This is a genomic window from uncultured Tateyamaria sp. (assembly GCF_947503415.1).
Lineage (GTDB): Bacteria > Pseudomonadota > Alphaproteobacteria > Rhodobacterales > Rhodobacteraceae > Tateyamaria.
On record NZ_CANNDS010000001.1, the window covers coordinates 1,153,092 to 1,178,559 of the forward strand.

Genomic DNA, 25,468 nt, shown 5'->3' on the forward strand with positions numbered 1-25,468 from the left:
CCAAGCTGACCTGTGCGGTTCAATTCCACCCGCCTGACGACATCAATCCAAGCGCCTCCAGCTGCCGCCAATCTTCGTATTTCGTCGATTCCGGCGTCCACATACGCGGGTTATCCAGGACTGTATCGTAGTAATCCTTCATGGCTGCAGGGTTGGAAAAGTGCTGCCGCCTTTCCATGTCCTCACGCGCCTTGCCTACGACATTGGGCAGAAATTTCGTGTGGAGCAACACGCCCGAAGGATCATCGGACCCGGGCCCGTCATATCCATGGTTCAACCGGGGTGGCAGCGCGGAATGACAGGAATTCAGGTACGCGAATGATCGATCCCACTTGATCAACGGGATCTTGTTCAACGTGGGTGAGCGCCGTGTGTCGCGTTGAAAGAAGACGCGTTCGCGCGCGCCGCCCTGCACCCAAAGGTTCTGTGCGGGCTGTTGGCGCATCGACCGGTACTGACCTGCATCAAACCACTGAAGATGATCCAATGGATTTTCGCCCAAATTATCTGTCTGTTCCCCAAGGGCACCGCGCGGATACAGATCAAGCATCATCGCCCCGAAAACTGATCTGCCCTGATCCTCGAGCCATTTGGTCAATTGGGTCAGGCTTCGGGTGTCGTGATGGGCGTAGACAAGCAGTTCATCTGCATCCAGCGTCAGTGACCAGATGCGGTGGCAGTACTTCATCTGCAGCCACGTCATCCAATCAACGCCAAATCGCGATCCGCGATAGCTATGGTCGGTGCGCCACACCGAAGTGTCTTGTTGATCCCTCAGAAATTCGAAGGTTCCGTCGTCGCTTTGATTATCAACCACCAGAAAATGGGTCACGCCCAGAGCGCGGTAGTGCTTGTAGAAATAGGCAAGTCGAGGCTGTTCGTTGCGCACCGTCATCACGGCGACCACATCGCGTCGTCCGATCTGTGCGGTCCTGTCCGCAACACTGGTCAGTTGATGACGACTGCGCCAAGACCGCCACAGCAAACGCCTGCGTTTCCATCGCATGCGATAGGATGTCATCGCCTGCGCAGCGTATGATTGCGTCAGCGGTGCGTTATGCGTTGTCTTGGACAGTTTGCTGCCATCTCCAGGCATCGGTGTAAGCGTGGGACGCGTTGGTCATTCAGCCGAGATCAAGAATGCCATCTGCGACAGGTGTGAAACCGGGGCTGCGCACCCAGTCATACGTGTGGCACCCTAAACATCCTATGCCAGCGCTTGATCAGGTGCCGCGTTGTGGTCCGCCCTTACTCTGCGGCCTTGTCCATCTGGACAACATCACGGATGTAGCCAAGCAGGTCGTCTCTCAGTTCGTCGCGCGCCAATCCGAATGCAACGGTCGCCTGCAGGAAGCCTGACTTCGAACCGCAATCAAACCGTTGGCCGCGGAAACGGAACCCATAGACACCGTCCTCACCGCCGATTTCGCTTGCGATGGCGTCTGTCAGCTGAATCTCACCGCCAGCGCCGGACTTCATCTGGTTGAGAGACCGCAACACCTTGGTCGTCAGGATGTACCGTCCGATGACGGCAAGGTTGGATGGTTCTTTGCCGGGTTCGGGCTTTTCAACCATGCCCTTGGCCTCGACCAACTGGCCCATGTCGTTCTTGATATCAAGCACACCGTAGGACGACGCCCGTTCCTGCGGTACTTCCATGGCGGCCACGATGTTGCCGCCCGTTTCGTCGTAGGCTTCGACCATCTGTTGAAGGCAGGGCGTGTCAGCCGCAATCACATCGTCGGGCAAAATCACGGCAAAAGGTTCGTTGCCGATCAAACGACGGGCACACCAGACCGCGTGTCCAAGGCCAAGCGCCTTGTGCTGGCGGATATAGGCAATGGCCCCGCTTTCCATATTGGTGTCTTTGAGGGTCTCAAGAAGCTGGTCCTTGCCCTTCTTGCGCAGTTCCTGTTCCAGCGTGGGGGCATGGTCAAAATAGTCTTCCAGCGCGCCTTTGCCGCGGGATGTGACAAAGATGAATTCCTTGATACCCGCCGCGCGCGCCTCGTCGATGGCGTATTGAATCAACGGGCGATCAACGAGCGTCATGATCTCCTTGGGCACCGATTTTGTTGCAGGCAGAAATCGGGTTCCAAGCCCCGCGACCGGAAAAATCGCCTTCGTTACTTTCTTAGGCATATCTACCCCTTGCTTTCAAATCTCGGTCATATCCTCCCCTTACTACTAACCGTTACTTAACAAATATCCAATTCTTGAGTGTGGGCGGGCGCGCTTGGAGTGTTGCCCAGACGCGCCAAACCCGCTTATCCAATCAGCCGCTGTTTGCCGACACGACGGGTTTCTGCAGCAACGCGTTCGGAATAGGTAAACATCCGAAAGGCGGGTGCGTCCCGATTTGATCTGCCGAACAGACCGCCGCGCTGCTCCCAAAATCCGGCGGGATCAAAGCGTACGTGATGGTGCTCGGTCGTCGGAGAAAGCAGAAACAACGACACGATGTCCCCGTCATTCGCCCGCTCCACAGCCTCTGCCCGAAGGCGCGCACGCTGCCATATGTGGCCGGACAAAACCACCGAAGCCCGCGTTCTGGAGGGGTACCGTTTGAATGCCGACACCGGACTGTTGGACAGACGCGCCCCACCACGTTGGCGCATCAACCCCTGACCGTACCCTTGATCCAACCGCGACATGAGGTGCCGCACATCCCGCGGGGCCAAATGCCCCGTCACCATATGATCCAGGATACGGGTTTGTTCGGTTCTCCGAATTGCGCGCCAGTGTTTCTTGCGCTTGTCCTCGGACAGGAACTTGCGTTGAAACACTGCCCAGCTTGAGCCTGTGTCGAACAGATCACGGGGCACCTGATCCTGTCGTCTGCGCGGGCTTGCGGCAAAGCCATGGTGCACCTCAGCCATGGGAACAAGCGCCGTGGCATAGCCAGCGCGGGCAAGCCGCAGGTTCAGATCCGTTTCATCCAGGTGGAAGGCAAACCCGGGATCAAAGCCTTCCAGCGCGATCAGCACATCGCGCCTGAAGGCCATGTTTGTGCCTTCGGTTTTGATGGCGCGGCGGCCTTTCGGCGTCAGCACAGTCGCCCGGTACGGACTGACATCAAGCGGTTCGGTCACGCCAAACGCATCCACGGTGCGGGCTTCCCATTGCCACGAAATGCCGTCTTGGCCCCGCACAAATCCAGCCATGGCGGCAACATCGGGACGGTGTGCAGGTGCAACCAGTTGATGCAACCAACTGGGTTCGGGCACGGCGTCATCGTCAATGAAGGCAACAATGTCCCCAGCCGCGTGACTGATGCCTGTGTTGCGGGCTTCCGCGATGTTCGGGCGGTCGAACTCAACCAACTTGACCTGACCTTCAAACGGGCCGTCTTGCACAGCGGCGCACCCCGCCGGATCAGCGACAACGACGATCTCATATGTCGGGTATTGGAGCTGTGAAAGCCCTGTCAGGCACCAGATCAGCGCGGTCGGTCGGTCGCGGCTCACCACCACAACACTGACCGAAGGGTGGATCATGCCACACCCATCTCCGCCATCATGGCTTCGATCCGAGGCACATCGGCGGGGTTGTTCAATTCCCAGAACTGACGCCCGCGGGCCTCGACCTCGACACACAGAACCTGCCGCCCGTTTTCCAGAAACCGCAGCTGCTCCAGCCCTTCAAGCGTCTCAAGCGGGCCAACGGGCCAGGTGGGATAGGCCGACAGCGCATCAGGTCGATAGGCATAGACGCCCACATGATGAAAGACGGGCGTATCCGCATCATCTGCATAGGTATTGTTGGTGTACGGGATCACCTCTTTGGAGAAGTAGAGCGCTTGGCCCGACACACCGAACACGGCCGTGGTGCCACCGACGCGCCCCGCCTTGCGGTCTTCGAGAAAGCCGCTCAGCGTTGCGCCGTCACATCGCAAAACCGGGGTGGCAATCTCGGCCTCCGGTGCCGCGCGCAAGCCCTCCACCAATCCTTCGATAAACCACGCTGGCGTCAGCGGGGCGTCACCTTGCAAATTGACAACCACGTCGTAACCAGAGCCCAGCGCATCATGCGCTTCGGCACAACGTTCGGTGCCGTTGCCGCAAGCCTCTGATGTCATGACAACCTTGGCACCAAAAGCCTCCGAGGCATCCTTGATCCGGTCATCATCCGTGGCAACCACCACCCGGTCCACGCCGGACACGGCCATAGCTGCACGCCAACTGCGCTCGATCAAGCTTTGCGCCTGCCCGGTCGCGCCGGTCAACGGCACAAGCGGCTTGCCGGGATAGCGAGATGACGCATAGCGCGCGGGAATGACGATCAGGACCGACATCAGGCGGGCTTCAGATCAACCGAAGGGGCGTAGGCGATAAAGAACGGGTTGGCATATCCGTCCTTTCCGTACTCGAGCGGGCTGTGATCATCGAAACGGACAACCATCCCACCTGCACCGGTCAAAACAGCATGACCCGCGGCAGTGTCCCACTCCATCGTGCGACCCACGCGGGGATAAATATCAGCCTCACCGGTTGCCACCAAACAGAACTTCAGCGACGAGCCTGCGCTTTTCATGTCCTTGACGGCGTATTTGTTGATGTAATCGTCCGTTGCCTGATCGCGATGGGATTTCGATGCGACAACCATCAAGGCGCTGTTGTCACTCGCGGCCACAGACAGGGGGGTGACGTCACCCACGGTGTCCTTGTCCAGAGCACCGGTTTCTTCCACGGTTTGACCATCGGCTTGCGTGTAGAACATGCGATCCTTGGCCGGGGCATAGACGACGCCACGGGTTGGAACGCCGTCTTCGACCAGTGCGATATTGACCGTGAAATCACCACGGCGATGGACGAATTCCTTGGTGCCATCGAGCGGATCGACAATCAGAAACGTCTTGCCTGTTGTGCTGTGGGTGGCGGCCTGTTCCTCGGTCACCAGCATCACATCGGGAAAGGCGGCGCGCAGCCCGTCAGAGATCAGGGCATCTGCGGCTTCATCCGCCGCCGTCACGGGGCTGTCATCAGATTTGACCTTCACGTCAAAGTCGTCGCTGTTGTAGATCTCCATGATCTTGTCGCCGGCTTCCAGCGCCAGTTTGCGGATCACCGGGATCAAGTCGTCATAGGTCATCAAAAAGCCTCCGTGGTCGGGCATTTGTTGTAAAGGACCCGCGTGGTCCTTATGATGCGGCGGTAACGGAACGGCAAGATTTCCCTGCGACCTTCGCAGCCCACGAGGCACAACTGCATATGTTTCAATCAACGCGTAAACCGCAGACGGGATTCGGCAGCGCCATTGCCATGTTCGAGGTGATTTATCACTCGATCGTGCGAAGCGTTCGCAAGGCACACAACAATGCCTTTATGGCCATCGCAACAAACATGTTGCAGGTGGTCATTTTCGTTTTGGCCTTCTACGTCATGTTTTCCGTGCTGGGACTGCGTGGGGCCGCAATTCGGGGCGATTTTCTGCTCTACATCATGACGGGTATCTTCCTCTACATGACGCATACCAAGTCGCTCGGGGCGGTGCTCGGGGCTGAAGGGCCCTCAAGCCCAATGATGCAGCACGCACCGATGAACACCATCGTATCGATCTGCTCCGCAGCACTGGGGGCGCTCTATATTCAAGTGTTGTCGCTGTTCATGATCCTCTTTGTCTATCACGTGGCCTTTACGCCCGTGCAGATCGAACAACCGTTCCAAGCTTTTGGGATGCTGCTGATTGCATGGTTCACAGGATGCGCGCTGGGGCTTGTCCTGCTGGCGATAAAGCCCTGGTTTCCAACCTTTGTTTCGATCTTTTCGCAGATCTACCAAAGGGCCAACATGATCGCGTCGGGCAAGATGTTCGTCGCCAACACCTTGCCGGGCTTCATGCTGGCCATGTTCGATTGGAACCCCCTGTTTCACGCCATCGACCAGGCGCGCGGCTACACGTTCATCAACTACAACCCCCGTTATTCCAGCTGGGAATATGCGTGGTGGGTCGGGGTCATACTGCTCATGGTCGGGCTGATGGGCGAGTTTTACACGCGACGTCACGCATCTATCAGTTGGAACGCGCGGCGCTAAACGGCATATAGGCCGCCATGACCCTTGATTGGCTGTCGCTGCTGCGCGACTTCATCACGCTCTTTGTTGTCATCGACCCGGTGGGGTCGTTGCCCGTGTTCCTGTTTGCCGTGGCCCACGTCCCCGCTGCGCTGCACCGGCAATTTGCCATTCGGGCCGTGGGAATCGCGGGCATCGTCCTCTTTGCCTTTCTGCTCGGTGGCCAGCTTCTGCTGGAGGCGATTGGCCTGCGTCTTGGGTCCTTTCAGATCGCTGGCGGGATCATCCTGTTTCTCTTTGCGCTCACCATGATCTTTGGCGACGCCAAGTCCACGACCGAGATTGCCGAGGCCGAGCGTGATCACCTTGCGGGCGCGGTGTTCCCCCTTGCCATGCCGTCCATCGCATCGCCCGGCGCAATGCTTGCTATCGTCGTGCTGACAGACAACAGCACCGAAAGCCTGACGGATCAGGTCGTGACAGCCGGGCTTTTGCTGTTGGTGCTGATTGTCACTTTGGTGCTGCTGCTGACCGCCACTTACGTCTACCGCCTGATCGGAAATACCGGGGCCAGCGTGATCAGCCGGGTCATGGGGATCATCCTTGCCACCATTGCCGTCGATTCGGTTCTTGTCGGTCTCGACACACTGCAATTGCTGGACCTTGATGCCGCATTCGAACAACCGGCCACCACCTCTGTCCTGGCACCACCCACCGAATAGAGCTAGCGGACCACCCGACACGTCAGGTTGATCCGCCCCCCCTTGGGCAACAGCGACGATGACCCGAACCTGATCCGATCCACCCCGTGATAGGTCAGCCGCGCGTCACCGCCCATCACCACCACATCCCCGCTGTCCAGCCACAACGATTCCGTCTTGCCACCGCGCGTCGTGTTGCCGATGCGGAACAGCCCGGCATCCCCCAATGAGACGGACAGAACCGGCCATTTGAAATCCGCTTCGTCCTTGTCCTGATGCATCCCCATACGCGCGCCTTCACCATAATAGTTGATCAGGCAGCAATCGGGCGGGTGCTTTACCCCTGTCAATTCATGCCACAGGGTCAGAACGGCATCGGGAATCGGCGGCCAGTCCACACCGCTCGGATGGGTCGGCGCATATCGGTAGCCGGACCGATCAGCATACCACCCCACCGACCCGGCAGAGGTCATGCGCACGGACATCGGTTTGCCATATGGTGTCTCGGGCGAGAACATCGGTGCAGATTCGGCGACATGCCGGATATCGGCCACCAAACCGGCCTGTGCCGCGGCATCCAGATACCCTTTGTAAATCTCAAATCCGCGCACAGTCGCGTGCATGGTCCTTTTCCCCCTCAAAATGCGCAAATTTTGCTGTTTCACAGCCCGTCAGAACGGTTGCAGCGCACATGCACCCTCCTTATATACGCCGCAGCGCGCACGAAATCGTGCGCAAAACTATACGTGGCGTCGATGCCGAAACTCGGGTCGCCGCTTCGTGTCATCGCCTTGAACTGATATGAGGGATCGAAAATATGGCTAAAGTCATCGGTATTGACCTTGGGACCACAAACAGCTGCATCGCCATCATGGACGGCAGCCAGCCCCGGGTAATTGAAAACTCCGAAGGCGCGCGGACAACACCGTCCATCGTCGCGTTCACGGAAAATGAACGTTTGGTGGGCCAACCGGCCAAACGCCAAGCGGTTACAAACCCCGACAACACGATCTTTGGCGTCAAGCGCCTGATCGGCCGCCGCAACGACGATGCGGATCTGGCCAAGGACAAAAAAAACCTGCCCTTCGCCGTAATCGACGGCGGCAATGGCGACGCATGGGTCGAAAGCCGTGGTGAGAAATACTCGCCCAGCCAGATCTCTGCCTTCATCCTGGGCAAAATGAAAGAAACCGCCGAGAGCTACCTTGGCGAAGACGTGACCCAAGCGGTCATCACCGTCCCCGCCTACTTCAACGACGCTCAGCGTCAGGCGACCAAGGACGCGGGCAAGATTGCCGGCCTCGAAGTGCTGCGGATCATCAACGAACCGACAGCGGCCGCGCTGGCCTATGGCCTCGACAAGGAAGACAGCCAAACCATCGCGGTCTATGACCTTGGTGGCGGTACATTCGACGTGACGATCCTCGAAATCGACGAGGGCCTGTTCGAAGTGAAATCCACCAACGGGGACACGTTCCTCGGCGGTGAAGACTTTGACATGCGCATCGTGAACTACCTCGCGGATGAGTTCAAAAAAGAGCACGCCGTTGACCTGACAGCAGACAAAATGGCCCTGCAACGCCTGAAAGAGGCCGCAGAAAAAGCCAAGATCGAACTGTCCTCGGCCAACCAGACCGAGATCAACCAACCCTTCATCTCGATGGGTTCCAACGGTCAGCCGCTGCACATGGTCATGAAGCTGACACGCTCCAAGCTGGAACAGCTGGTCGGTGACCTGATCAAATCGTCCATGAAACCCTGCCAGGCGGCCCTCAAGGACGCGGGCCTGTCGGCATCGGACATTGACGAAGTTGTTCTAGTCGGCGGTATGACCCGCATGCCACGCGTGGTCGAAGAAGTGACCAAGTTCTTCGGCAAAGAGCCCCACAAGGGCGTGAACCCCGACGAAGTGGTTGCCATGGGCGCCGCCATTCAAGCCGGTGTTCTGCAAGGCGACGTCAAAGATGTTGTTCTGCTCGACGTGACACCGCTGTCGCTGGGTATCGAAACGCTGGGTGGCGTGTTCACCCGTCTGATCGACCGCAACACGACGATCCCGACGAAGAAGAGCCAGATCTTCTCGACCGCCGAAGACAACCAGAACGCCGTGACCATCCGGGTCTTCCAGGGTGAGCGTGAAATGGCGTCGGACAACAAGCTGCTGGGTGCGTTCAACCTTGAAAACATCCCGCCCGCACCACGCGGTCTGCCTCAGATCGAAGTGACCTTCGATATTGACGCCAACGGCATCGTGTCCGTGGGCGCGATGGACAAGGGCACGATGAAAGAGCAGAAGATCACGATCCAGGCCTCCGGTGGCCTCTCGGACGAAGACATCGAGAACATGGTGAAAGACGCCGAGGAAAACGCCGAAGCCGACAAGGCCCGTAAGGAACTGGTCGAAGCAACCAACCAGGCCGAAAGCCTCATCCACTCGACCGAAAAGTCGCTGGAAGAGCATTCGGATAAGGTTGATCCGACCACGGTCGAAGCGATCGAACTGGCCATTGCCGCGCTCAAGGACGAGCTGGAAAGCGAAAATGCCGACAAGATCAAATCGGGCATCCAGAACGTGACTGAAGCGGCCATGAAACTGGGCGAAGCGATCTACAAAGCGGCGCAAGACGACGGCGACGAAGAACCCCAAGCGGCGGACGAGCCGCGCGGCGACGACGACGATATCGTTGACGCCGAGTTCGAAGATCTCGACGACGATAACAAGCGCGCCTGATTTTGGGCCTCAGAGGAACCAATCGCGAGGCCGGCCACAACAGGCCGGCCTCAGACGTTCCAGCAAAGGACATAATCCATGGCAAAACGTGACTATTACGATGTGCTTGGCGTCTCCAAGGGCTCAAGCGCCGACGAGATCAAGAAGGGCTATCGCAAGAAAGCCAAGGAACTGCACCCGGACCGCAATGCGGACAATCCCAACGCCGAAGCGCAGTTCAAGGAAGCCAACGAAGCCTACGAAGTCCTGAAAGACGCCGACAAGAAGGCGGCGTATGACCGCTTTGGCCACGCCGCATTCGAAGGCGGCATGGGCGGTGGCGGCGGACGACCCGGTGGTGGCTTTGGCGGCCAGCAGGGGGACTTCGGCTCCGCTTTTTCCGACGTGTTCGACGACCTCTTTGGCGACTTCATGGGCGGACAGCGCGGTGGCGGTGGTGGCGGACGGCAACGCGCGTCACGAGGTTCTGACCTGCGCTACAACCTGCGTGTCTCACTCGAAGACGCATTTGCAGGGCTGCAAAAAACCATCAACGTGCCAACCTCTGTTCAGTGCGAAAACTGCACTGGCACGGGCGCAGAAGGTGGATCAGAACCCACAACCTGCCCCACATGCTCCGGCATGGGCAAAGTCCGTGCGCAACAGGGCTTTTTCACAGTTGAACGCACGTGTCCCACATGCTCCGGCCTTGGCCAGATCATCAAGGACCCGTGCAAGGTCTGCTCCGGCGCGGGCCGTGTCGAAAAAGACCGTGCGTTGTCGGTGAACATCCCCGCGGGCGTCGAAACCGGCACCCGTATCCGCCTCGCTGGTGAAGGCGAAGCGGGCATGCGCGGCGGACCCTCGGGCGATCTTTATATCTTCATCGATGTGGCCGATCACAAACTGTTCGAACGCGATGGCACGAACCTGTTCTGCCGCGTTCCGGTCAGCATGGGCACCGCCGCCTTGGGTGGCAGCATCGAAGTGCCGACCATCGATGGTGGCCGTGGCCGCGTGCAAATCCCCGCAGGATCGCAATCGGGTCGCCAGATGCGCTTGCGCGCCAAAGGCATGCCAGCGCTGCGCGGTGGTGGGCCGGGCGACATGTTCATCGAACTGGCGGTTGAGACGCCGGTGAACCTGACGGGCCGACAAAAAGAACTGCTGCGCGAATTCGAGGAACTCTCGGAAGAGAACAACCCCGAATCCTCCAGCTTCTTCTCATCGGTGAAATCCTTCTGGGATTCGATGAAGGGCTGAAGCATCACGTAGGGCGGATCAAGATCCGCCTTACGCTCCCCCTCCGCAAGTCGGATTTCAGTCCGTCATCGTCGCGGCCTTCATCACGCGACTGACGGACGACCCGTTGCGTAAAACTGCAAACAATCGCGCGTTGGGGGTGCACAGGGGGTGTACGCATGGTGCACGGGGGGTGACACCCTGTTTTCCGGGTCAAATTAACCCTTCGCTAACCCTGCTCGGGCACCTTCACGGTATGTCACATTTCGCCGAACAGCCGCTTCCTTTCGACCTTGACGAGGCAACGCCGGTGCCCATTTCCCAAGGGCGCACACCCTCCTACATGGCAGACCATCGTAAGCGCCTGCGCGCCCGCTTCATGGACGGCGGTGCCGCTGCCTTGCCCGATTACGAGATGCTGGAACTTGTCCTCTTCCGCGCCATCCCCCGACAAGATGTAAAGCCGCTCGCATATGCCCTGATGGCTGAATTTGGGGATTTCAATCGGGTGGTCACCGCCCCCGTCGAACGTCTTCGCGCGTTCAAGGGTGTGGGTGATGCAGTGATCTGCGAATTGAAGGTGATCGAGGCCGCGGCGCATCGCCTTGCCCGCGCCAAAGTATTGAACAAACAGGTTATTTCCAGTTGGGACGCGTTGCTGGACTATTGCCACACTACCATGGCGCACCGCGAAACGGAGCAGTTTCGCGTGCTGTACTTGGATCGCAAAAACGTCCTGATCGCCGACGAAGAACAGGCCAAAGGCACCGTCGATCACGTGCCAGTCTATCCCCGTGAGGTCGCGAAACGAGCGCTGGAACTGAACGCCTCTGCACTCATTCTTGTGCACAACCATCCATCAGGTGATCCGACGCCCAGCCAGTCAGATATCGACATGACGGAAAAGATGGAAATGGCCTGCTCCGCGCTGGGGATTACGGTACATGACCACCTGATTGTCGGGAAAAGCCGCGAGTTGAGCTTCAAGTCCGAAGGATACCTCTAGCGCACCCACACCTCGACCCGCCGATTGGCCTGCCGCCCCCACGCGCTGTCATCACACGCCATCGGCAACGCCTCTCCAAACGCATCTACACCCATTTGAATTCGTTCAAAATTTGCCGTCGGCGCAGCCGATTCGATCGCGCGGCGCACTGCTTCGGCCCGGCGCAGTGCTATGTCCCTATTGGCTGTTGCGGGCCCATCCCCATCGCTGAAGCCCGCGAGCAAAATCTGCCGCGCATCGTACTTTCCCTGCTCGATCGCTCGGGCCAATTGTTGAACGTTGGATCGTGACTGGGCGTCCAACCGCACCGACCCTGCCTCGAAGCGGAAGGACGTTGTCAAACGCGCCATCCCATAGAGCGTGCGGGTCATTCGCTGCAATTCTTCCAGCGATACCTCTGGCCCGGCGGACGTCACTGCGTTGGCAAAGCGGTATCCTTGATCATTGATCGACACCTCTTCCGGTGCTTGATCGACAAAGCCCGCCCGGCGGATGACCACTTGCGCCGATGGACCGCGGGTGAAGGCCAAAAACTCTCGTCCAATCTTGGGCAAACGTCGTGCCGGCAGGTACAGGAACATCGGCGCGGTCAACGGATAGTCTTCGGTCTTGATCGTCTCCCGCCCCGCCGACAACGAAAAGCCGCATGGCCCTGTCAAAGTAAGCGCGCGTGTGTTGCCGGTATCGGCAAAGCTTGCAATCCCAATGGCGAAAGGGTCGGTCAGAACAGCATCAACCACATCAAGCCCACGCGCATGACGCACGATACCGTCGGCAAATGCCGTGCGCGCAGGTCCCATGATGTCGTCTTCAACCGACTGTCCAAGTCCCGTGCGCAGCCCGGGCAAATGCATTGAAATCGGGGCATCCGCACCGCCGAGGGCGGCCCAATTGGTGATCCGACCCGCGAAAACGGCGGCCAGATCTTGTGGAGATATTCGATCAATCGGATTGGACGGCGCCACAATCGGCACCATCGCGTCCAGCGCCAGCACACGGCTGCGGTTGGCTTCGGTCATGTCGCCCATCCCAGCGTCGCGGGCCAGTTGCCGTTCATCCGGGCGAATCTCTCGCAACGCCATGACAATATCCGCGTCATTGGCAAGCAGATCCGCAAACCCCTCATCCGTCGTGGAAACATGGAAGAAGAACAAAGCGACCGGTTTGTCTGTCAGAGTATCGGTCAACTCATAGATAAAGTTCCGTGCGTCTACATCCCGACGCTCCGCCTTGTAATTGTTGCGCAGCGCAAAGCCTTCGATCAGGGCGGGCAGCAGAACAGATCCCATGGTGGCGGACCCCGACACGCTGATCTCGGCCACGAAATCCTGCAGATTGGGGCACGCAGGTCCATCACACAGCACACCGGATCCATCCACGGTCAATTCGCCGTAGACGGTTTCAATCCGGTAAAACTCGCCATCGAACCCCAGAAGTGTCCCGCTCAGTTCCACCTGCCCGTCGGGCGAAGTGAGCGTGACGTCTTGGGCAAAAGACGCGATCCCCCAAAAAGAAAGTGCGGCGAAAATCGCCGCACGTATCCAAGCCATATGAAGCCTATTTCGCAGCGGTCAGTTGCTGGCGACTTTCAGGTCTGCGACGAGATTGTTCAACACCAGAAAACTACCAATCGCATCACAACCAGGCACTGCGAGGGTCAAATCCTGAGTTTTTATCACCCCACCATCCATCATTTCGAGTGACTGTGCTTCAACCTCGAGACCGCAATTGCTTTCGGTGACCTCTGCCTCGACGCTCAGATCGATGGTCCCATCCTGTGCCGATATCCCGGATGGAAAGGTATAAACCTCGGCCATCAATGGCTCCGCAGATTGCGTGTCGCCAAGGCGCATGATGTACCCATTGTTGCCTTGGGTCATCCCCTCGGCATTTTGCGCAATGCCCGACCAGACGTGACCATCTTGGCCGTAGTCAGCACCGAATTCTCGGGCATGCAATTCAAAACCAGCCCGTCCACGCCATTGGATCGTGGTACGGTCATATCGCTCCAACTCCGGCACAGTTGTCTGGGCCACTGCCCCGTCGCCATTTGAAAAAGCCATGATGAACACGGCCTGCTCGGTCAATGCAGGGACAATCACATTCAAACTGCCGGTCGCGTTTGTGGTCTCAGTGAACATCATGCCGTTATGGTGGACGGTCAGGCGCTCGTTGGCGGCACACGGCGCGGCCAACGTCAAAGCCACCATCGCCGCAGGGGCGTTTTGCGCATCCGCAACAATCCTGCAGCTTTCGGCCCGTGGCAAAACATCCGAGGCATCTGGCATTTTCGCCGAAGCCGGGGCTGACACCCGATGCACGCCTCTGTCCGTTTGTGGCACCGGTACTGGCATCGCCTCGCTCGCGGATGTCAGTTCGATTTCTTGAACCTCAAGCAGCACATCCGCGCTTGAAGTCCCGCTTAGCTGTTCGTCATCCGGCGTCGGTGCGGCAACAGCGGAAGGTCGAGCCGCCTCACCATATCTTTCTTTTGCTGCTTCGCTGCTCTGCATGACAAAACCAACACCCACAGCAATAGCCAACGTCCCGACCGCTGTCGCGATCTCTTTTATATGTCGCATCGTCCCATTCCCTTCCCACGGATTGGTTCAGGTTGGGAATCGCACAACAAGCGGGCCGGGTTATGACCGGCTTTGGGAGTCTTTGAGGCAGGATTGCGGCGGCTGGATCAGACCAGCGCGCCGTGACAGTGTTTGAACTTCTTGCCAGAGCCACATGGGCACTGCTCGTTCCGACCCGGATTGCCCCACGTGCTTTGATCGTTTTCGTCAAAGCCGTTTTCGACCGCTTCGGCCGTTGGTGCCGGCGGGGCGTTGGTTTCGGCAGCGTCTACAACCTGCTGTTGCTGCGCATTCATTTGCGCCAACATTTGGGCACGTTCTTCGTCTGTCAGCGGACGAATGCGGGACAGTTTATTGGTCACCTCGGTCCGTAGGCTTTCCAGCATGGATTCAAACAGCTGGAACGACTCGTTCTTGTACTCGTTCAGCGGATCGCGCTGCGCATACCCGCGGAAACCAACGACAGACCGCAAATGTTCGAGCGTCAGCAGGTGTTCCCGCCATTTGCCGTCGATGGCCTGCAAGATCAGCTGCTTTTCGATGCTGCGCATATTCTCTTCGCCAAAGGCTTTGGCCTTTTCCGCGAGCATTTTATCGCTGGCTTCAATGAGGCGTTCGCGGATCTGTTCGTCATCCACGCCTTCTTCTTCACACCATGCGATCACAGGCACATCCAGGCCAAGGTGTTCGATGACATCCGCATACAAACCGTGCGTATCCCACTGATCGGCATAGCTGTTGGCGGGCATGTATTGGTCGATCAGGTCATCGACCACCTCGTCACGCATGTCAGATGTGATTTCCGACAGGTCTTCGGCTTCCATGATCTCGCGGCGCTGGTTGAAGATCACTTTGCGCTGGTCGTTCATAACGTCATCGAATTTCAGCAATTGCTTGCGGATATCGAAGTTGCGCCCTTCGACCTTGGCCTGCGCACGTTCAAGGGACTTGTTGACCCATGGGTGAACGATGGCTTCGCCTTCTTCCATGCCGAGGGTCTTGAGGACCTTGTCCAGGCGGTCCGACCCAAAGATGCGCATCAGGTCATCTTCAAGGCTCAGGTAGAACGACGTACGACCGGGGTCACCCTGACGGCCCGACCGGCCGCGCAACTGGTTGTCGATCCTGCGGCTTTCGTGCCGTTCAGAGGCGAGAACAAACAATCCGCCCGCGGCCAGCACTTTCTGCTTCTCATCTTCATGCTCGGCTTCGATCCGTTTGCGCGTCTCTTCGGGATCGACCTCCGGATCAGCCGTGATTGCTTCGAGAACCTTCAATTCGACATTGCCGCCAAGCTGAATGTCCGTGCCACGACCCGCCATGTTTGTTGCGATTGTCACCGCACCGTACTTGCCCGCATCCGCGATAATCTGCGCTTCCTGCTCGTGCTGGCGCGCGTTCAGAACGTTGTGGGGGATTTCTTCCGCTTGCAGCAGGGAGGAAAACATCTCTGACTTGTCGATGGAGGTCGTGCCGACCAGAACCGGCTGCCCCCTTTCGTGGGCCGCCTTGATCTCTTGGACCATGGCCTGATATTTTTCCTGACCGGTGCGGAACACCTGATCGTCCTCATCAACACGCGCGATGGGTTTGTTCGTTGGCACCTCGACAACGCCAAGGCCGTAGATGGCACCGAACTCTTCCGCCTCGGTCGCAGCGGTCCCGGTCATGCCCGCCAGTTTGTTGTACAGGCGGAAGTAGTTCTGGAACGTGACCGACGCGAGGGTCTGGTTCTCAGGCTGGATCTTCACGTCTTCCTTGGCCTCGATGGCCTGATGCAGACCGTCGGACAAACGACGCCCCGCCATCATGCGCCCGGTGAATTCGTCGATCAGGACAACTTCGCCATCCCGGACGATGTAATCCTTGTCCTTCGTGAACAGCTTGTGCGCGCGCAGTCCCTGATTCACGTGGTGCACGATGGACGTGCTTTCGGGATCGTAAAGCGACGCGCCTTCTTCGATCAGACCGCGTACCCGCAACTGCTCTTCAAGAAACTCGTTGCCTTCATCGGTGAAGGTCACGTTTTTCTGTTTCTCGTCGAGGGTAAAGTGATCGTCCTCGATCAACGGGATGATCCCGTCGATGGTCACATACATCTCGGACCGGTCAGCCAATGGGCCGGAAATGATCAACGGTGTCCGTGCTTCGTCGATCAGGATGCTGTCGACCTCGTCCACGATAGCGTAGTTGTGGCCGCGCTGAACCATATCCTCGATCGTGGGCTTCATGTTGTCGCGCAGGTAGTCAAAGCCAAGTTCGTTGTTCGTGGCATAGGTCACGTCGCAGGCATACGCCTCGCGCTTGGAGTCTTCGTCCATACCCGCAATGGCGACGCCGGTTGTCAGGCCAAGGGCGGAAAATACCTTGCCCATCCATTCCGCGTCACGCTGCACGAGGTAATCGTTCACGGTCACGACATGGACACCGTCGCCCGTCAAAGCGTTCAGGTAGGTGGCAAAGGTCGCGGTCAGGGTCTTACCCTCGCCGGTCTTCTGCTCGGCAATGTTGCCCTGATGCAGGAAAATGGCACCCAACAACTGCGTGTCATAGGCCCGCAAACCCAATGTGCGCTTGGCAGCCTCGCGACAGTTGGCAAAGGCTTCAGGCAAAAGGTCATCAAGGCTCTCGCCGCCTATGGCACGTTCGGCCAGTGATTGGGTCTTTTCCTGAAGGCCCTCGTCGCTCAGCGCTTCGAATTCCGGCTCAAGTGCGTTGATCTTTTCGACCAGCGGACGCGCTCCCTTGACCTTGCGATCATTGGGTGTGCCAAACACCTTCTTGGTGAGGGTTCCGAAACCGAGCATGCGTTCTCCAGCCGATCAATTATGTTCATGCAGCAACTGCTTGCCGGGCGCGCGCCAAGCCCATAGATACGGTGGGCGAAAACCGGCCCGGGCCGCGTCCATAGGGCGATGTAAGGGTCACGAGAAACCGTGTCAATGCGCGCCCCGGGACGGGCGCCGAAGCCCAAGGACTGTTCCATGAAAAAACGTTTCTTTTCCCTGCCCGCGCTTGGTCTGATCGCCGCGATGGCGCTACCGGCGGCTGCACAGGATGCGGACACGGTTGTCGCCACTGTAAACGGAACGGACATCACCGTTGGTCACATGATTGTGGCACGCGCATCCCTGCCGCAGCAATTCCAGCAATTGCCACCCGAAGTGCTGTTCACCGGCATTCTTGAACAACTGATCAACCAGACCCTTCTCGCTCAGGCCTACGAAGGTGAACTTCCGAAGCGCGCGCAGTTTCAGCTTGAAAACGAAACCCGGTCTTTGACAGCTGGCGAAGCACTGGAAGTACTGTTTCAAGAGCAGCTGACAGACGATGCGATCCAGGCCGCGTATGAGGCACAATTCGCCGGGACTACACCAAAGGAAGAGTATAACGCGTCCCATATTCTCGTGGAAACAGAGGAAGAAGCGACCGCCGTCAAATCCGAAATCGAAGGTGGTGCAGATTTCGAAGCCACGGCACGTGAAAAGTCGACTGGCCCATCGGGCCCGAACGGTGGACTGCTTGGCTGGTTCGGCACAGGTCAAATGGTGCCCAGCTTCGAAGCGGCCGTCATTGCACTGGAAGTGGGCGAAGTCTCTGACCCCGTCCAAACCGACTTTGGCTGGCATATCATCGTTCTGAACGAAACGCGGATCGCCGAAGCCCCCGCTTTGGACGAAGTGCGCGAGGAATTGGAACAGACCGTCCGTGATACGGCAGTCGAAGGATATGTGGCGGAACTGACTGAAGGTGCCCAGATTGACCAATCCGCAGCGGCTGAGATTGACCCTTCGGTTCTCCTTGATCTGACCTTGGTACAGTAAACGATGGCCGGTGCTTTGCCTCGGTCGCCCTTGGCACCAGAACGTTTTCCCGAACTGCCAGAAATCAACGGCGTAACATTTGCAGCAACCGCTGCAGGTGTGCGGTATACTGGTCGAAAGGACGTCATGCTCGCGGTGTGCGCTCCGGGAACGGCTGTCGCCGGGGTGTTCACCAAATCGGCGACACGCGCTGCGCCGGTGTTGGATTGCCAGAACAAGATTGGGCGGAATAGCGAAGCTGGCGCGGCGATATTGGTGAATGCAGGCAATGCAAACGCCTTTACTGGGCGTAATGGAACCGACGCTGTGCAGGCGTTGGTCACGGCGACCTCACAAGCAACCAGTTTGCCGGAAGACCGCGTCTTTACCGCGTCGACTGGTGTGATTGGTGAGCCTTTGGCGCATGATCGGATCACGGCGCATCTGGCCGACCTCGTTACAAATCAAGCGCCAGATGCAATTGCTGATGCCGCTTCGGCGATCATGACGACGGATACCTACGCAAAGGGTGCCGCGCAGACGGTGGTCATTGACGGTACTGCGGTGCGTATCGCGGGGATCGCCAAAGGCAGCGGCATGATCGCCCCGGACATGGCGACCATGCTTGTCTACATCTTTACGGACGCGTTGATCGAACAAGGCGCGTTGCAGGACTTGACCAGCAGCATCTGCGATCGAACGTTCAACTGCATTACCGTCGACAGCGACACGTCAACGTCGGACAGCCTGCTTGTGGCCGCAACCGGCGCAAGTGGGGTGGATGTTGCCGACAGCACTGATTTTGCGGATGCGCTGCACTCCGTCATGCTCGACCTTGCGCATCAAGTGGTGCGGGACGGCGAAGGCGCGACAAAGTTTGTCGAGATCGCAGTGACGGGCTGCACGGACAATACGGCGGCCAAAACTCACGGCCTGTCCATTGCAAACTCGCCTTTGGTCAAAACCGCCATTGCCGGCGAAGATCCCAATTGGGGCCGCGTCGTGATGGCAATTGGCAAATCTGGCGCGCCAGCTGATCGAGACACGCTGTCGATCTGGTTTGGCGATGTTTTGGTCGCTGAAAATGGATGGGTCAGTCCGAGCTATCGTGAAGAAGATGCAGCAACGCATATGAAGGGCGACCACATCCATATCCGGGTAGACTGCGGCATGGGAGACGGGCAGGCCACGGTGTGGACCTGCGACTTGACCCATGGATATATCGACATCAACGCGGATTACCGGTCGTGAAGGTTGTTCTGGTTTCAGCCGTGGCGCTGATTGATGTGGACGGGCGCGTGTTGTTGGCCCAACGGCCCGAAGGCAAGTCCATGGCGGGGCTCTGGGAATTTCCGGGTGGCAAGGTCGAACAGGGCGAAACGCCCGAAGCTGCCTTGATCCGGGAGTTGCAGGAAGAATTGGGAATCGACACGTGGCAGTCATGTCTCGCGCCGCTGACCTTTGCCAGCCACAGCTACGAGACATTTCATCTACTGATGCCGCTATTTGCCTGTCGAAAGTGGGAGGGCACGCCTCAATCTCGCGAAAATCAGGCTCTGAAATGGGTGCGGCCCAAGGATTTGCGGGACTATCCCATGCCCGAAGCGGACATCCCGCTGATCCCGATCCTCCGAGATTGGCTATAGGTTTCAGTCATATTCTTCACAAACTGGCGAAAAAAGAGACAGTTCTGTGACATTGTTGATGACTTGTTAACCATCATACTTATAGTTGAGGCATCACTTTCTTTTTGGGGAGGAAAGTCATGCTACGCACTATTGCCTTGGGCAGTGCCGTTCTAATCCAAGGGGTTTACGTAAAAACCCTTTCTGATGGACGGATGACTGTCAGGGTCGACGGAGCTCACTACTCCGGTACACCCGTTACGCAAACTGCATAACGCGACGATCTGAAGAAAAAAGGGGACGGTGCACTTCGCCGTCCCCTTTTTCCTTGCTTGTCAGTAATGCGATTAGTCGAGTGTCCGCGTGACCTCTTCGCGCTCGAAGATCTCAATCACATCCTTTGGACGGATGTCGTCGTAGTTCTCGAACGCCATGCCGCATTCCTGGCCCGACTGCACTTCGGCCACTTCATCTTTGAAGCGTTTCAGAGTTTTCAGGGTGCCCTCGTGGATCACGACGTTGTCGCGCAGCAGACGCACACCGGCAGAGCGGCGCGCCACACCTTCGGTGACCAGACAGCCCGCGACCTTGCCGACGTTGGATACCTTGAAGACCTCTTTGATCTCAGCATAGCCGATAAAGGTCTCGCGGATCTCCGCGCTCAGCAAGCCAGATGCCGCCGCTTTCACATCGTCCACAAGGTCATAGATCACCGAATAGTATCGGATTTCGACGCCCTTCTGGTTCGCAGTGTTCCGGGCGGATGCATTCGCACGCACGTTAAAGCCCATGATAGGCGCGCCTGACGCTTCGGCCAGACCCACATCGGTTTCGGTGATCGCACCGACGCCCGAGTGCAGCACGCGCACGCGCACCTCGTCATTGCCAATCTTCTCCATCGCCTGAACGATGGCTTCGGCAGACCCTTGCACGTCCGCTTTGACCAAGATGGGCAACTCGCTGACGTTCTCGTCGGCTTTGGCGTTGGCCATCAGCTGTTCAAGGGTCGTGGCCGCACCAGCCGCCGCACGTTTGTCCTTGGCCGCTTTCTCGCGGTATTCCGCGATCTCGCGTGCCTGTGCTTCGGTCTCTGTCACATTCAGAACGTCACCCGCTTCGGGTGTGCCATTCAGGCCCAGAACCTCGACAGGCACCGATGGGCCCGCCTCTTTGACGCGTTCGCCCTTGTCGTTGATCAGCGCACGGACCTTACCGTACTGCTCACCCACAACAAAGATATCGCCCTGACGCAGCGTGCCGTTCTGAACCAGAACGGTCGCAACAGGACCACGGCCCACATCAAGCTGCGCCTCGATCACGGCACCTTGGGCAGCGCGGTCGGGGTTGGCTTTCAGTTCCAGTATCTCGGCTTGCAGCGCGATGGCTTCCAGCAGTTCGTCCAGACCCTGACCCGTGATGGCCGAAACTTCGACATCCTGAACATCGCCGGACATCTTCTCGACGATGACCTCGTGTTGCAGCAGATCGGTGCGGACCTTGTCAGGTGTCGCATCGGGTTTGTCGATCTTGTTGATCGCCACGATCATCGGCACCTCGGCCGCCTTGGCGTGGTTGATGGCCTCAATCGTCTGCGGCATCACAGCGTCATCCGCCGCAACCACCAGAACAACGATGTCCGTCACTTGCGCACCGCGCGACCGCATCGACGTAAACGCCGCGTGGCCCGGAGTATCAAGGAACGACAACAACGCGCCGCCATCGGTTTTCACCTGATAGGCACCAATGTGCTGGGTGATACCGCCAGCTTCGCCCGAGACGACCTTGGCGTCACGGATGGCGTCCAGCAGCGATGTCTTACCGTGGTCAACGTGACCCATGATGGTAATGACGGGCGGACGATCTTGCAGGTCTTCATCGTTGTCGATGACCTCTTTGATCACGTCCTCAACATCAGCATCGGAAACGCGCTGCACCTTGTGGCCAAACTCTTCGATGATCAACTCGGCGGTATCCGCGTCAATGGTCTGGTTCTGCGTGACCATCATGCCGTTGTTCATCAGCGCCTTGACGACATCGCCCACACGCTCGGCCATACGGTTGGCCAGCTCAGACACGACAATCGCTTCGGGTAACGCAACCGTGCGCATAACCTTTTCACGCTCAACCGAGCCGCCCATCGCTTTCTGGCGGGCACGCTCTTGCTTGCGCTTCATCGCGGCCATGGACCGCTGACGGCCACCTTCGCCACCGCGCAGCGCTTGGTTCAACGTCAGCTTGCCAGAGCGGCGACCGCCATCGTCACGGCCACGGTTGCTGGGGCGCTGTTCGCGCTCGCGATCCGTCTTGCGTGGGGTCGCAGCAGGCGTGGCCTGACGTTGCGCAGGTTTTGCAGCCTCTGCAGGGGCCGCGGCAGCGGCCTGAGCAGCAGCGGCAGCTTCGGCCACTTTGCGCTTCTCTTCTTCTTCCTTGGCCTTGAGGGCTTCCTCGCGTTCACGCTCGGCTTGCTCTTTGGCTTCGGCTTCGGCCCGGCGACGCTCGCGTTCGACTTCGCGCGCTTTCTCTTCCTCAGCACGCTTGGCGGCCTCTTCGACCTCACGCGCCTTGGCGGCTTGCACGGCCTTCAGGCGGCGGTCCATCTCAGCATCGGAAATGCCCGCAGGGCGACGGCTTGGATCACCACCGGCAGAGCCCGCAGCGCCGGCAGGCTTTGCGGCACCCGGCTTGGGTACCACAACGCGCTTGCGTTTGGTTTCGACGACGACATTCTTGGTCCGTCCGTGGCTGAAACTCTGTTTCACATTGCCCGGACGCGCGCCGCTGCGCAGACCCAAAGTCTTCTTCCCGTCAGTATCGCTCATAAAGCTCGTCTATCCTTCCCGACGGCCCTTGCCGTCGTCATTTTCGCGCACCCCGCGTAAACGGTTGGCTTCCTCTACAACACGTTGCGTGAGTCCACCAGAGGCGAGCGCCCCATGTATCACAGTTTGGCGTCCGAATGCCAAACCCAACTCGTCGGCCGTCAACCAGCCGATGTAAGTTCCAAAATGCGGCGTGCTCAGTTTGGACTTGCCACGGCCCGAACCATCCGACGCCTGGATCAAAACCAGTGCTTCTTCCATCTGAAGCATGTTCTTGACCTTCTCGTACCCGGCCACGGCACTGCCCGACTTGCGGGACAGGGCAATCAGGTCAACGACACGCCGCGCCAATTGGCGTTCGACCTCGTCCACCAGGCCTTCGGGCACCTGCACGGGTTGCTTGGCCCCCCGTGCAAACAGCTTCTTCTGCACTGCCTTCTCAAGTGCTGACCGATCCGCCGCAACATAAATACCACGACCGGGCAACTTGCCCGCGATGTCCGGCACGATCTGCGCATCTGGTCCCACGACAAAGCGGATCAACCCATATTTGGGTTGCACCTCGCCCGTGGCAATGCACTTGCGTTCCGGTCCATCCGACCGATCCTTTGAGGCGCCACCGCGTCCCATCAGGCCCACCCGAGGCCTGAGATCAGGCCTCGGCCTCCTCGGTGGCTTCTTCGCCGTCTTCTTCGGCTTCGGCCTGTTGGGCCTCAAGCTCTGCCGGGTCGACCCAACCAAGCAATACGCGGGCCGTCATGATCAAATGTTGTGCCTCTTCCAGGGAAACCTCAAAGGGTTCCAGAACACCATCATCCTTGTGACGTTCGCCATCGACGGTTGTCCAGCCACCGGCCAGTTCCCAGTCCGCGCATGTCGCAAAATCTTCGAGGGTTTTGACGTCGTCCTTGGCGAGCGCCTCTACCATTTGGGGTGTGAGCCCGTCGAATTCAATAAGGCTGTCTTCGGCACCCATGCTGCGCGCATTATCCAGTGCTGCCTTGGCTTGCGCTTCCAACACGTCGCGGGCACGGGCTTGCAGTTCCTGAGCGGTGCCTTCGTCCACGCCGTCGATGACCAGCAGTTCTTCCTGCTCGACATAGGCGACCTCTTCGAGGTTCGTGAACCCTTCGGAGACCAGCAACTGCGCAAAGAATTCATCCAGGTCCAGCGTGTCCATGAACAACTTGGTACGTTGCTCGAATTCCGCCTGACGACGGGCCGATTCTTCGGCTTCGGTCATGATGTCGATATCAAGGTTGGTCAGCTGGCTTGCCAAACGAACGTTCTGACCACGACGGCCAATGGCGAGGGACAATTGTTCCTCGGGCACGACCACTTCGATCTTGCCGGCCTCTTCGTCCAGAACAACTTTGCTCACTTCCGCAGGCTGCAGCGCGTTCACAAGGAAAGTGGGCTGATCTTCATTCCATGGAATGATGTCGATCTTTTCACCCTGCAATTCGTTCACAACGGCCTGCACGCGTGACCCGCGCATACCCACACACGCCCCGACAGGGTCGATGGAGTTGTCATAAGAGATCACGGCGATCTTCGCACGGCTGCCGGGATCACGGGCCACGGCCTTGATGTCGATGATGCCATCGTAAATCTCGGGCACTTCCATCTTGAACAACTCGGCCATGAATTCAGGCGCCGTGCGGCTCAGGAAGATTTGCGGACCGCGTTGTTCGCGGCGTACATCTTTGATGTAGCAGCGGATGCGGTCATTCGGGCGGTACGATTCGCGGCCGATCTTTTCGTTGCGGCGCAGGATGGCTTCGCCCGCACCCACGTCCACGATGACGTTGCCGTATTCCTCACGCTTGACCAACGCGTTGATGATGGTGCCCGCGCGGTCCTTGAACTCTTCGTACTGACGGTCACGCTCGGCTTCGCGCACCTTCTGCAGGATCACCTGCTTGGCGGATTGGGCAGCGATGCGGCCCATCTCTACCGGGGGGACTTCCTCGACAAAGGTGTCACCGACGGCAGGGTTTTCCATGTACTGCTTGGCCTGCTCGACGGTGAACTCGGCCTGGTAGTTTTCCAGCTCCTCATCCTCGACCACGGTGCGGACGCGGGTGAATGTAGCCTTGCCGGTCTTGCGGTCGATGGCGACACGAATGTCCATTTCGGCCCCGTAGCGGGACTTGGCCGCACGGGCGAGCGATTCTTCCATCGCCTCGACCACCAAACCGGGGTCGATCATCTTTTCGCGCGCAACGGCTTCTGCGGTTTGCAGCAGCTCAAGCTGGTTTGCAGATGTAATGGCCATCAGCCGTCCTCCTCTGACCCTTCGGTCTGTATCTCGTCGAAATCAGTTTCGTTCAACACGCCCGCGGCTTTGCGCTGGCGCAGCATTTCCTTGATCAACTCGTCCGTCAGGACCAGCTTTGCATCGCTCAACCACTCGAACTTCAGGCCAATCGTGCCCTCGGCCACGTTGATCAGCACTTCGTCGTCTTCAATCCCGGCCAACACACCTTTGAAGCGGCGGCGCCCGTCGATCAATTCGTCGGTTTCCAGCTTCGCCTCGTAGCCTTCGAACGCATCAAAATCCTTGAGGCGCGTCAGCGGGCGATCAATACCGGGGCTGGACACTTCAAGCGTATAGGCGTCCAGAATCGGATCCTCCACGTCCAGCGTCGCGCTCACGGCTGTCGAAATCGCACCGCAATCATCCACTTCGATCCCGCCATCGGGCTTGTCCGCCATGATTTGCAGCGTCGTTTCCTTGCCGCTCATCAGCCGGATGCGCACCAGTTCATAGCCCAGATCCTCGATCACCGGAGTGATGATCTCGGCCAGGCGGCGGTCGATGGCTGCTTTGGCGATCAGGTCGTTGGTCATGGTGTCCAATATCTAGGTGCAGGGCACAAAAAAACGGGCGCGCGGCCCGTTGGTGTTTCCCGGTGGAGCGTCGGGTGTGGACCCCAGCGCGCCGCTGTTGAGGGGGATATACG

Annotated in this window: 21 protein-coding genes; 8 read left to right on the forward strand and 13 right to left on the reverse strand. The window is 58.6% G+C overall.

The genetic code is table 11. From position 1 onward, the window contains the following. Nucleotides 1-19 precede the first annotated feature (19 nt). The 5 genes from Q1A32_RS05550 to cysQ all read right to left on the reverse strand — a co-directional run bounded on the left by Q1A32_RS05550 (nucleotide 20) and on the right by cysQ (nucleotide 5,091). Nucleotides 20-1,021, reverse strand: a complete 1,002-nt coding sequence (locus Q1A32_RS05550) for a glycosyltransferase family 2 protein (RefSeq protein WP_299650654.1) — start codon at nucleotides 1,019-1,021, stop codon at nucleotides 20-22. A 227-nt stretch (nucleotides 1,022-1,248) separates the two neighbouring features. Continuing rightward, nucleotides 1,249-2,142: a UTP--glucose-1-phosphate uridylyltransferase GalU gene (gene galU, locus Q1A32_RS05555; protein WP_299608500.1), complete on the reverse strand. Its 894-nt coding sequence runs from the start codon at nucleotides 2,140-2,142 to the stop codon at nucleotides 1,249-1,251. Between the two features lie 125 nt (nucleotides 2,143-2,267). Then, nucleotides 2,268-3,497, reverse strand: a complete 1,230-nt coding sequence (locus Q1A32_RS05560) for a glycosyltransferase family 2 protein (RefSeq protein WP_299650659.1) — start codon at nucleotides 3,495-3,497, stop codon at nucleotides 2,268-2,270. Beyond that, nucleotides 3,494-4,294, reverse strand: coding sequence for a 3-deoxy-manno-octulosonate cytidylyltransferase (locus Q1A32_RS05565; RefSeq protein ID WP_299650662.1), 801 nt, complete (start codon nucleotides 4,292-4,294; stop codon nucleotides 3,494-3,496). Before Q1A32_RS05565 ends, Q1A32_RS05560 begins: the two co-directional genes overlap by 4 nt. After that, nucleotides 4,294-5,091, reverse strand: a complete 798-nt coding sequence (gene cysQ / locus Q1A32_RS05570; RefSeq protein WP_299650665.1) for a 3'(2'),5'-bisphosphate nucleotidase CysQ — start codon at nucleotides 5,089-5,091, stop codon at nucleotides 4,294-4,296. The genes Q1A32_RS05565 and cysQ overlap by 1 nt, the downstream gene beginning before the upstream one ends. Before the next feature lie 119 nt (nucleotides 5,092-5,210). Here cysQ and Q1A32_RS05575 point away from each other — a divergent pair, with 119 nt between their 5' ends. Continuing rightward, the gene (locus Q1A32_RS05575; protein WP_299650668.1) at nucleotides 5,211-6,035 is read left to right on the forward strand and encodes an ABC transporter permease; all 825 of its coding nucleotides are present in this window, start codon (nucleotides 5,211-5,213) and stop codon (nucleotides 6,033-6,035) included. A gap of 17 nt (nucleotides 6,036-6,052) precedes the next feature. After that, nucleotides 6,053-6,736, forward strand: a complete 684-nt coding sequence (locus tag Q1A32_RS05580) for a MarC family protein (RefSeq protein ID WP_299608488.1) — start codon at nucleotides 6,053-6,055, stop codon at nucleotides 6,734-6,736. A 2-nt stretch (nucleotides 6,737-6,738) separates the two neighbouring features. On the opposite strand, the gene Q1A32_RS05585 is transcribed toward Q1A32_RS05580, so the two are convergent. Further along, the gene (locus Q1A32_RS05585) at nucleotides 6,739-7,338 is read right to left on the reverse strand and encodes an alpha-ketoglutarate-dependent dioxygenase AlkB (protein WP_299650672.1); all 600 of its coding nucleotides are present in this window, start codon (nucleotides 7,336-7,338) and stop codon (nucleotides 6,739-6,741) included. Between the two features lie 194 nt (nucleotides 7,339-7,532). Here Q1A32_RS05585 and dnaK point away from each other — a divergent pair, with 194 nt between their 5' ends. The 3 genes from dnaK to radC all read left to right on the forward strand — a co-directional run bounded on the left by dnaK (nucleotide 7,533) and on the right by radC (nucleotide 11,673). Then, nucleotides 7,533-9,446, forward strand: a complete 1,914-nt coding sequence (dnaK, locus tag Q1A32_RS05590) for a molecular chaperone DnaK (RefSeq protein ID WP_299650675.1) — start codon at nucleotides 7,533-7,535, stop codon at nucleotides 9,444-9,446. 78 nt (nucleotides 9,447-9,524) lie between these two features. Next, the gene (gene dnaJ / locus Q1A32_RS05595) at nucleotides 9,525-10,688 is read left to right on the forward strand and encodes a molecular chaperone DnaJ (RefSeq protein ID WP_299650678.1); all 1,164 of its coding nucleotides are present in this window, start codon (nucleotides 9,525-9,527) and stop codon (nucleotides 10,686-10,688) included. A gap of 235 nt (nucleotides 10,689-10,923) precedes the next feature. Beyond that, a complete protein-coding gene (radC, locus tag Q1A32_RS05600; protein ID WP_299650681.1) occupies nucleotides 10,924-11,673 on the forward strand; it encodes a DNA repair protein RadC in 750 nt (249 codons plus the stop codon). Here radC and Q1A32_RS05605 read toward each other — a convergent pair. The 3 genes from Q1A32_RS05605 to secA form a co-directional block, all read right to left on the reverse strand. Continuing rightward, entirely contained in the window at nucleotides 11,670-13,223 is a 1,554-nt protein-coding gene (locus tag Q1A32_RS05605; RefSeq protein ID WP_299650684.1) for a phosphate ABC transporter substrate-binding/OmpA family protein, read from the reverse strand. The genes radC and Q1A32_RS05605 overlap by 4 nt on opposite strands. Before the next feature lie 21 nt (nucleotides 13,224-13,244). Continuing rightward, nucleotides 13,245-14,255, reverse strand: coding sequence for a hypothetical protein (locus tag Q1A32_RS05610; protein WP_299650687.1), 1,011 nt, complete (start codon nucleotides 14,253-14,255; stop codon nucleotides 13,245-13,247). 107 nt (nucleotides 14,256-14,362) lie between these two features. Then, on the reverse strand, nucleotides 14,363-17,062 hold the full coding sequence (secA, locus tag Q1A32_RS05615; RefSeq protein ID WP_299650690.1) for a preprotein translocase subunit SecA: 2,700 nt from the start codon (nucleotides 17,060-17,062) through the stop codon (nucleotides 14,363-14,365). Nucleotides 17,063-17,239: 177 nt separating this feature from the next. Between secA and Q1A32_RS05620 the strand changes: the two genes are divergently transcribed. From Q1A32_RS05620 to mutT, 3 genes are read left to right on the forward strand one after another with little or no spacing between them, the layout of a single operon-like run. Then, nucleotides 17,240-18,079, forward strand: coding sequence for a peptidylprolyl isomerase (locus Q1A32_RS05620; RefSeq protein WP_299650693.1), 840 nt, complete (start codon nucleotides 17,240-17,242; stop codon nucleotides 18,077-18,079). A 3-nt stretch (nucleotides 18,080-18,082) separates the two neighbouring features. Then, a complete protein-coding gene (argJ, locus tag Q1A32_RS05625; RefSeq protein ID WP_299650696.1) occupies nucleotides 18,083-19,309 on the forward strand; it encodes a bifunctional glutamate N-acetyltransferase/amino-acid acetyltransferase ArgJ in 1,227 nt (408 codons plus the stop codon). Next, complete coding sequence (gene mutT / locus Q1A32_RS05630; protein WP_299608462.1) at nucleotides 19,306-19,704, forward strand: 8-oxo-dGTP diphosphatase MutT; 399 nt, start codon at nucleotides 19,306-19,308, stop codon at nucleotides 19,702-19,704. The genes argJ and mutT overlap by 4 nt, the downstream gene beginning before the upstream one ends. Before the next feature lie 326 nt (nucleotides 19,705-20,030). Here mutT and infB read toward each other — a convergent pair whose 3' ends face one another. The 4 genes from infB to rimP are packed head-to-tail and all read right to left on the reverse strand — an operon-like array spanning nucleotide 20,031 to nucleotide 25,355. Further along, nucleotides 20,031-22,502, reverse strand: a complete 2,472-nt coding sequence (gene infB / locus Q1A32_RS05635) for a translation initiation factor IF-2 (RefSeq protein ID WP_299650699.1) — start codon at nucleotides 22,500-22,502, stop codon at nucleotides 20,031-20,033. A gap of 9 nt (nucleotides 22,503-22,511) precedes the next feature. Then, nucleotides 22,512-23,132 (reverse strand): RNA-binding protein, encoded by a 621-nt coding sequence (locus Q1A32_RS05640; protein WP_299650701.1) that lies wholly within the window; start codon nucleotides 23,130-23,132, stop codon nucleotides 22,512-22,514. Between the two features lie 22 nt (nucleotides 23,133-23,154). Beyond that, nucleotides 23,155-24,780, reverse strand: coding sequence for a transcription termination factor NusA (gene nusA, locus Q1A32_RS05645; RefSeq protein WP_299650703.1), 1,626 nt, complete (start codon nucleotides 24,778-24,780; stop codon nucleotides 23,155-23,157). After that, the gene (gene rimP, locus Q1A32_RS05650) at nucleotides 24,780-25,355 is read right to left on the reverse strand and encodes a ribosome maturation factor RimP (RefSeq protein ID WP_299608455.1); all 576 of its coding nucleotides are present in this window, start codon (nucleotides 25,353-25,355) and stop codon (nucleotides 24,780-24,782) included. The genes nusA and rimP overlap by 1 nt, the downstream gene beginning before the upstream one ends. Nucleotides 25,356-25,468: the final 113 nt, after the last annotated feature.

Excerpts from the sequence above, each read along its gene's own strand:
- galU (WP_299608500.1), bottom strand. The coding sequence starts at position 2,142 with ATGCCTAAGAAAGTAACGAAGGCGATTTTTCCGGTCGCGGGGCTTGGA.
- Q1A32_RS05610 (WP_299650687.1), bottom strand. The coding sequence starts at position 14,255 with ATGCGACATATAAAAGAGATCGCGACAGCGGTCGGGACGTTGGCTATT.
- radC (WP_299650681.1), top strand. The coding sequence starts at position 10,924 with ATGTCACATTTCGCCGAACAGCCGCTTCCTTTCGACCTTGACGAGGCA.
- Q1A32_RS05580 (WP_299608488.1), top strand. The coding sequence starts at position 6,053 with ATGACCCTTGATTGGCTGTCGCTGCTGCGCGACTTCATCACGCTCTTT.
- Q1A32_RS05640 (WP_299650701.1), bottom strand. The coding sequence starts at position 23,132 with ATGGGACGCGGTGGCGCCTCAAAGGATCGGTCGGATGGACCGGAACGC.
- cysQ (WP_299650665.1), bottom strand. The coding sequence starts at position 5,091 with ATGACCTATGACGACTTGATCCCGGTGATCCGCAAACTGGCGCTGGAA.
- dnaJ (WP_299650678.1), top strand. The coding sequence starts at position 9,525 with ATGGCAAAACGTGACTATTACGATGTGCTTGGCGTCTCCAAGGGCTCA.
- nusA (WP_299650703.1), bottom strand. The coding sequence starts at position 24,780 with ATGGCCATTACATCTGCAAACCAGCTTGAGCTGCTGCAAACCGCAGAA.
- infB (WP_299650699.1), bottom strand. The coding sequence starts at position 22,502 with ATGAGCGATACTGACGGGAAGAAGACTTTGGGTCTGCGCAGCGGCGCG.
- Q1A32_RS05560 (WP_299650659.1), bottom strand. The coding sequence starts at position 3,497 with ATGATCCACCCTTCGGTCAGTGTTGTGGTGGTGAGCCGCGACCGACCG.
- Q1A32_RS05575 (WP_299650668.1), top strand. The coding sequence starts at position 5,211 with ATGTTTCAATCAACGCGTAAACCGCAGACGGGATTCGGCAGCGCCATT.
- Q1A32_RS05605 (WP_299650684.1), bottom strand. The coding sequence starts at position 13,223 with ATGGCTTGGATACGTGCGGCGATTTTCGCCGCACTTTCTTTTTGGGGG.
- Q1A32_RS05565 (WP_299650662.1), bottom strand. The coding sequence starts at position 4,294 with ATGTCGGTCCTGATCGTCATTCCCGCGCGCTATGCGTCATCTCGCTAT.
- Q1A32_RS05585 (WP_299650672.1), bottom strand. The coding sequence starts at position 7,338 with ATGCACGCGACTGTGCGCGGATTTGAGATTTACAAAGGGTATCTGGAT.
- rimP (WP_299608455.1), bottom strand. The coding sequence starts at position 25,355 with ATGACCAACGACCTGATCGCCAAAGCAGCCATCGACCGCCGCCTGGCC.
- argJ (WP_299650696.1), top strand. The coding sequence starts at position 18,083 with ATGGCCGGTGCTTTGCCTCGGTCGCCCTTGGCACCAGAACGTTTTCCC.
- dnaK (WP_299650675.1), top strand. The coding sequence starts at position 7,533 with ATGGCTAAAGTCATCGGTATTGACCTTGGGACCACAAACAGCTGCATC.
- secA (WP_299650690.1), bottom strand. The coding sequence starts at position 17,062 with ATGCTCGGTTTCGGAACCCTCACCAAGAAGGTGTTTGGCACACCCAAT.
- Q1A32_RS05620 (WP_299650693.1), top strand. The coding sequence starts at position 17,240 with ATGAAAAAACGTTTCTTTTCCCTGCCCGCGCTTGGTCTGATCGCCGCG.
- Q1A32_RS05550 (WP_299650654.1), bottom strand. The coding sequence starts at position 1,021 with ATGACATCCTATCGCATGCGATGGAAACGCAGGCGTTTGCTGTGGCGG.